Annotated in this window: 2 protein-coding genes; both read left to right on the plus strand. The window is 69.7% G+C overall.

Features of this window, described 5'->3' with window-relative positions:
* Positions 1 to 868 (plus strand): aconitase X (locus tag J0A65_RS23875; RefSeq protein ID WP_206596763.1); only part of this gene is annotated, 868 nt, incomplete at its 5' end.
* 3 nt (positions 869 to 871) lie between these two features.
* The coding region (locus tag J0A65_RS23880; RefSeq protein ID WP_206596764.1) for an ABC transporter permease subunit at positions 872 to 1,077 on the plus strand (206 nt) is incomplete at its 3' end.

Raw genomic sequence — 1,077 nt, forward strand, 5'->3', positions numbered from 1 at the left:
GGTGGCCTACGCCAACAGCGTGATCGGCGCGCGCACGCTCAAGTACCCGGACTTTCTCGACATCTGCATCGCCCTCACCGGCCGCGCGCCGCGCACCGGCAGCCATCTCGACGCGGGCCGCCAGGCGCGCCTGTTGCTCGAGGTCGAGGCGCCCGCAGAGGCCGACGACAGCTTCTGGCCGCTGCTGGGCTACCACGTCGGGCTGCTCGCCACCGTCGACATCCCGGTACTCGCCGGCCTCGAGCACAGCCAGCCGAGCCGCGATGACCTCAAGGCCTTCAGCGCTGCCTTCGCCACCACCTCGGCAGCGCCGATGTTCCATATCGCCGGCATCACCCCGGAGGCGCCGGACGTGACCCGCGCCCTCGCCGGCCAGGCACCACGGCACACCCTGCAGGTGACGCTGGCGGACCTGCGCAGCAGCTGGGCCGAGCTCAACAGCGCCGATTCGAGCGAGGTCGGCCTGGTCGCCCTCGGCAACCCGCACGCCTCGGCCAGCGAGCTGGCCAGGCTGGCCGAACTCTGCGCCGGTCGCACGCGCCATCCGCATACCGCCGTGGTGGTGACCTGCGGGCGTGCCGTGCACGACCAGGCCAGCGCCAGCGGCCATGTCGCCACCCTGCAGGCCTTCGGCGTGCGCCTGCTGACGGACACCTGCTGGTGCATGCTCGGCGAGCCGGTGGTGCCGCCGGACAGCCGCAACCTGATGACCAATTCGGGCAAGTACGCCCACTACGCCCCCGGGCTGGCCGGACGCCAGGTGCATTTCGGCAGCCTTGCCGCGTGTGTCGACGCGGCCTGCAGCGGGCAGAACCAGGGACAACTCCCGGCCTGGCTGGGACAACCTCAACCGCAAGGAACCCATTGATCGATGTTCGATTATTCCTTCCACTGGCGCTCAGCATTCAAGGCCCTGCCGGACATGCTGGCCGGCGCCTGGGTCACGTTGGAGACCGCCGCGCTGTCGATGCTTCTCGGCACGCTCATCGCCCTGTTGCTGACCGTGATGCGGCAGATGAAGAACCCGGCGTTGCGGCATTTCGCCAATACCTGGGTGTCCATCGCCCGCAACACGCC

The organism is Bowmanella yangjiangensis, assembly GCF_017255015.1.
GTDB lineage: Bacteria > Pseudomonadota > Gammaproteobacteria > Enterobacterales > Alteromonadaceae > Bowmanella > Bowmanella yangjiangensis.